The organism is Mycobacterium asiaticum, from assembly GCF_001673365.1.
GTDB lineage: Bacteria > Actinomycetota > Actinomycetes > Mycobacteriales > Mycobacteriaceae > Mycobacterium > Mycobacterium asiaticum_A.
This window is the reverse complement of sequence record NZ_LZLS01000170.1, coordinates 1-5,732: the sequence shown is the minus strand read 5'-3', so window position 1 is coordinate 5,732 and position 5,732 is coordinate 1. Positions and strand designations below refer to the sequence as shown.

At 65.2% G+C, this 5,732-nt stretch carries 4 protein-coding genes and 2 pseudogenes; 5 read left to right on the top strand and 1 reads right to left on the bottom strand.

Annotation, left to right across the window (positions count from 1 at the left end):
• Positions 1-285: hypothetical protein (locus A5634_RS28990; RefSeq protein ID WP_216638750.1), on the top strand; the 285-nt coding region annotated here is incomplete at its 5' end.
• Positions 286-296: 11 nt separating this feature from the next.
• On the top strand, positions 297-566 hold the full coding sequence (locus tag A5634_RS18600) for a DUF4242 domain-containing protein (RefSeq protein WP_065145503.1): 270 nt from the start codon (positions 297-299) through the stop codon (positions 564-566).
• A gap of 4 nt (positions 567-570) precedes the next feature.
• Here the strand turns inward: A5634_RS18600 and A5634_RS30000 are convergent, their stop codons facing one another.
• Positions 571-3,492: a helix-turn-helix transcriptional regulator gene (locus A5634_RS30000; RefSeq protein ID WP_065145502.1), complete on the bottom strand. Its 2,922-nt coding sequence runs from the start codon at positions 3,490-3,492 to the stop codon at positions 571-573.
• Positions 3,493-3,626: 134 nt separating this feature from the next.
• Here A5634_RS30000 and A5634_RS18590 point away from each other — a divergent pair, with 134 nt between their 5' ends.
• The 3 genes and pseudogenes from A5634_RS18590 to A5634_RS30360 form a co-directional block, all read left to right on the top strand.
• Complete coding sequence (locus A5634_RS18590; RefSeq protein ID WP_253861731.1) at positions 3,627-4,988, top strand: FAD-binding oxidoreductase; 1,362 nt, start codon at positions 3,627-3,629, stop codon at positions 4,986-4,988.
• A gap of 177 nt (positions 4,989-5,165) precedes the next feature.
• Positions 5,166-5,435: pseudogene (locus A5634_RS30365) on the top strand (PE family protein); the annotation flags it as partial.
• Between the two features lie 33 nt (positions 5,436-5,468).
• A pseudogene (locus tag A5634_RS30360) lies at positions 5,469-5,681 on the top strand (PE family protein); the annotation flags it as partial.
• Positions 5,682-5,732: the final 51 nt, after the last annotated feature.

Here is a 5,732-nt window from a genome sequence, read left to right as displayed (position 1 = left end):
TCGGAGGCCGTGCTGATCGAGCGGGCCGACAGCCAACCGAGTTCGGCGAACAGCTCCTCGAAGGTCTTCACGGCCAGCGATTGTTCCATGTGCCGGCTAGCAAAGTCACTTTGGTTTCGGTTGGTGCTGCGTCGCGAGCGTGCACAAAACACCGGCTACAGCGGCGTGTCGCTGGCATTATGTGCAAACTCGCGGCGGCGCGAAAACAGCTGGCCCCGGCAACCGCGAATGCTGGTTCAGATTGACGCAATCCAGGTAGGTTCGACGCCAAGACCGGATGAGTAATAGGAGTTCACGTGCCGATATTCATGATCGAGCGCAACTACGCGGAGGTCCTCGACCCCAGCCTCGACGCTTTGGACGGGATCAATCGCATCAACTCCGAGGAAGGCGTTCGCTGGCTGTACTCGTTTCTGTCCGCCGACAAACGGAAGACGTATTGCCTCTACGAGGCACCTTCGCCGGAGGCCATCAGAAGCGCGGCCACCCGTGCCGGTCTTCCCGCCGACGTCGTGGTTCAAGTAACCGATCGCCTCACGCCGGACGGTGCGCTTTCCGGTATTTGACCCGTCAGCCGAGCAGTTCGTGATCGGCGGCGTACATCGCTGCTTGCGTGCGATTCGCCGCGCCGGTCTTGATCAGGATGTTGCGGACATGGTTGGCAGCAGTGTTGGTGCTGATGAACAGACGCTCGCCGATCGCGCGGTTGCTCAGCCCCTCGGCCAGTAGCCGCAGGACTTCGATCTCCCGATCGCTTAGGCCACTGGCGCCGTGCGAGGCCGACACGGCAAGGGAATCCACCAATCCGATAACCCGGGTTTGGCCGATCGGCGTCGCGATTTCGCGTGTTTCGTCGGCGAAGCGTCGCGCTTGTTCAACGCGACCTACCGATGCGGCAAATAGCGCGTACCGGGCCAGTGTCTCCGCGACGTGCACCGCCGCCCCCATTCGGCGGTCCATGGCAAGCGCCGCGTCGAAAAGACGCTCGGCGGCATCAGTGTCGCCGCCGAATGCGGCAATCCGGGCCAGATATCTGTCGGCACTGCCGAACAGCGCGACGAACTGTCCGGCCGCCAGGTTCTTGCCGGCATAGCGGGCTATGAAGGGGCGCAGCATGTGCACGGCTTCCCGATTGCCCAGCTCCAAGGCCGCCTCGAGCATGAATACCAGCTCCATCGGCGTTTTCGCTTCCTCGGCATGGTCGCTGAGGTTGCGGTTGAGGAGGTGATTGAGTGCGCGCGTCATGCCACGTTCACAGCCCAGCTCGGTGTAGAGCGCAAGCAACCCGGGCACCCACCGGCCGGCGAATGTCTCACTGCCGTCTACGAATCCGGCAAATCTTTTCAGGTCCCCGGTTTCGCGGCGAATCATAAACATCTGGACCCCGTACGAGCCGTCTGTCTCGTCTGCGGCGAATTGGTTGCCGGTGCGCAACGCGATATCCACCCATCGTTCGGCACCGGAAAAGTCGCCGCGCAGATATGTCAGCGCCTGATTAACGCACGCGCTGATGTAGCCGAAGAAGGGCTGCCCGCACGCTTGCACGGCGCGCTGCAGCTCGGCTGCCGAGGCGGCCAGATCGTCCGGCCGACCGACGGTATAGCTAACCAAGGCACGGAAATGCGACACCGAGCCGAGCGCGTCGTAGTCGCGGGATGATTGCGCCGCACGCAGCAGCTCGTCCGACCGCTGCAGTTGGATGTCGGACATCTCCGGGGCGACACCCTGCCAGAGACTGGCGTGCAGCGCGTGCAGCAGTACCGCCGGATCGCCGATGACGCGCGCGCAGTCGATGGCGCGGCTACCGACGTCGCGAGCACGTGCTGCCTCACCGGCAAACGCCAACGCACGTCCGAAACTGGCGAGCGCCTGCACATAGCGGGAGTCGTCGGTGTCCAACCCGCACACTTCCAGCGCCGTGGCCAGCAGATCGGCGGCCTTCGAACTCGAACCTGACAGCCCGGGACGCCAACTCGCGTCCTCGTACCCTACGGCCGCCTCGAGCCGGATGAGCGGATCGTCCATCGTGCTGACCCGTCCGTAAATGGCCCGGCCACAGGCGAAATCCCCGGAGCGCACGTGGTTTGTGGCCGCACCGAAACTCAGTCGAGCCCGGTCCTCGGGACTTAATTCGGGGAGCGACGCCGCCCGCTCGAACCATTTCGCCGCGTCCTCGTACGCCAGACTCTGCTCGGCTACTCGAGCCGCTTTCTGCGCGAAGTGCAACGCCTGCGCGTGGTAGCCGAGCACATGCGCACGCAGGTAATGGTTGGCAACGCGGGGAACAACCGAGGGATCGGCCCGCCCTTCGAGGGCTTCGGCCGCCCGCGCATGCATGATCCGTTGCCGCGATGCGGCCATCCCGTCGAGCGCTGCCTCACGGGCCAGCGCATGCACGAATGCGAATTCCCCGTCCGAGCCGGGAACCGCCCGGATCAGACCGACGGCTTCAGCCGAATCGACTGCCGCCAGCGTCGACGTGAGATCGGCCTCGCTGGTGGCGATGAGCGCCGGCAGGTCAAACGCTTCGCCGAGCACCGCGGCTTGTTCGATGACGCCGCGGACGCGGTCCCCGAGCCCGCGCAGCCGGCGGGTGATGACATCACCGATCGACGCCGGAACGGCCTGGCGCGAACTCAGGGCGGCTAACCCGTCCCAGCCCCGCACTTCCAGGTGGTTGCACAGCTCGGTGAGAAAGAACGGATTGCCGCCGGTCTTGTCTCGCAGCAACGCCGCGGCCGTGCGCGCTGACGACGGGCGTAGCTGCTGGGTTTGCCTAACGAACTCCGCTATCGCCTCCGTGTCGAGGCCTCCGAGATCGAGGCGCCGAACGCCGTCGAACCGGTGCAGGTCTGCCATCCGGGTCGCGAGCTCTTCGGACCGATCGGGTTCGGTAGTCCGGAACGTGGCCACCACCAGCATGCGCACGTCCACGCTGCCGGCGAGCACGTGCTCCAGCATGGCCAGTGTCGGCACCTGGGCCCAATGCATGTCCTCGAGCACCAACGCGATCGGCCGATCGGCCGCCAGTCGTCGCAGAAAGCCGGTCAACGCGTCAAAGAGGGCACGCCGCAGCGGATCTCCGTCGTCGGCTGGGCCGATATCGGGCAGATGCCGATTCACCTGCGTTGTCAGCCGCCGCAGCTGTGGCCCCGCATCCGCCAACGCCTCGGCCAGCGAACCCGCCGGCGCGGCGATAAGCAAACGATCCAACGCTTCGGCAAACGGTGCGTACGGGATGTTGGCGTCGGCCGTCGAGCTTCCGACTAGCACCGCGACACCGTGATCGACCAACCTCCCGGCTACCTCGGCAGCCAAACGGGATTTGCCGGCTCCGGGCTCCCCGCCGAGGAACACCGCCTGGCGCTTGGCGCCCTCGACGCGGCCCCAAGCTTGCTCAAACACTGCGAGTTCGGCATCACGGCCAACAAGTGGACCACCGCGGCGAGCGGTCAGCTCTGCGGGAAGCGGTGGCTGCACCCACTGCACCATGACCACAACGTAGCCGCGGCCCGGCTAGCTGGTCGATAGTTAGATCTGACTATCGCCACGTGCCCGAAAGATGCCTAGTTGTAGTCATGACGGACGAATGCCCGGCACCATAGCGTCGAGACATGATGATCACCATGGCGACAGATGAACTGCGTACCCGGCTAAGCGGGGACGTGATTGCGCCCGATGACCCCGGCTACGACGAAGCGCGAGCGCTGCACAACGCGATGATCGACAAGCGGCCGGCGGTGATCGCGCGGTGCGGATCCCCGGCCGACGTCGCTTGTGCGCTGGAATTTGCCCGCACGTCGAATCTCGTGGTCGCCGTGCGCGGGGGCGGCCACAACGGGCCAGGTTTCGGCACTGTGGAGGCCGGGTTGGTCATCGACCTGTCGCCGCTGAACCGGATCGAGGTGGACCCCGACCGGCGCACGGCCAAAGTTGCGGGCGGCGCCACGTGGGCTCAGGTGGACGCCGCGACCCATCCACACGGTCTGGCGACACCGAGCGGCATCATCTCCAGCACCGGTGTCGGCGGCCTGACCCTGGGTGGCGGCCACGGATACTTGTCCCGCAAGCACGGCCTGACCATCGACAACCTGCTGGAGGCCGAGGTCGTGTTGGCCGACGGCCGCGAGGTGACGGCGTCCGAATCGCAGCATCCCGACCTGTTCTGGGCGTTGCGCGGCGGCGGCGGCAACTTCGGCGTGGTCACCTCGTTCACATTCCGTCTGCATCCGGTCCAGAGCGTCAGCTGCGGAGTCACGGCGTGGCCGGTCTCGGCGACCGCTGACATCCTCGGTTGGTACCGCAATTTCCTTCCGGCGCAAGACGAAGACATGTACGGGTTCTTCGCAACCATGACCGTGCCGCCAACGCCTGCCTTCCCCGAGGCCTTTCACATGCACAAGGCGTGCGCGGTGATGTGGTGCTACACAGGCGATCCCGCACACGCTGCCGAAGTGTTCGAGCCGGTGCGGCAGATGCAGCCGGCCTACTACGGCATCGGCGAGGCTCCTTATCCCGCGTTGCAGTCCAGCTTTGACGCGCTGTATCCCAAAGGGCTGCAATGGTATTGGCGCGGTGACTTCATCCGGACCATTTCCGATGACGCCGTGGCGGCCCACGCCCGTTTCAGCGAGGAGCTGCCGACCATGCACTCGACCATGCACCTCTACCCGGTCGACGGTGCGGTAAATCGGGTCGGCCAAACCGACACCGCGTGGGCCTACCGGGACGTCACCTTTTCACAGGTGATCGCGGGGGTCGATCCTGACCCGGCCAAAGCGGAGACGCTGAAGCGCTGGAGCGGGGATTACTGGAACGCGATCCACCCGCACGCGGCGGGCGGTGCCTACGTCAACTTCATGATGGAAGAGGGGCAGGAGCGAGTCCGTGCCACCTACGGCCCGAACTATCGCCGGCTCACCGAGATCAAAGCGGAATACGACCCACGCAACGTCTTTCACATCAACCAGAACATCCGACCGGCTTAGTCGGCCACCTGAGCCGCCCCGTCCGCCCCGTCGAGGGCGGCTGAAACACCTCGAGGCAGTGCACTGCCAGTCGGGGCGATAACTCCAACCCTTTTTCCAAGAACTCACAGATCGACGGCGGTCTGGCGAGCAAGTTCGTCACGACCATTTGGTCATGACCCGTAGGGAGGTCTCGAAATGTCCTATGTCATCGCGTTGCCTGAGGCAATGAGTTGGGCGGCAACAGATTTCGCCGGAATCGGCTCGGCACTGGAGTCGGCTAACGCCGCCGCGGCGGTCCACACGACGAATCTGTTGGCTGCTGCCGAGGATGAGGTATCGATCGCCATCGCCGAACTGTTCGGGACGCTCGGCCAGGGGTATCAGAATGTCAGCGCGCAAGCGGCAGCCTTTCACGAGCAGTTCGTTGCGACCTTGTCCGGGAATGCGAGCTCGTATGCGACGGCCGAAGCTGCCGCCGCGCAGCCCTTGCAGAGCCTGATGGATGTGATCAACGGACAGTTTGTGGCGGCTACCGGGCGCCCACTGGTTGGCAACGGCGCTAACGGCGCCGCGGGCACGGGACAAAACGGTGGTGCCGGTGGATGGTTGATCGGCAACGGCGGAGCCGGCGGGTCCGGGTCCTCCAATGCCGGTGCTGACGGCGGGGCGGGCGGTGCCGGCGGGGCCAGCGGGCTGTTCGGATGTTCTGGTTGATGTGAAAGACGTTGCGTGGGTCGTATTCCGCTTTGATCTCGGTGAGCC

Coding starts and splice junctions, on each gene's coding strand:
- A5634_RS30000 (WP_065145502.1), bottom strand. CDS start 3,492: ATGGTGCAGTGGGTGCAGCCACCGCTTCCCGCAGAGCTGACCGCTCGC.
- A5634_RS18590 (WP_253861731.1), top strand. CDS start 3,627: ATGGCGACAGATGAACTGCGTACCCGGCTAAGCGGGGACGTGATTGCG.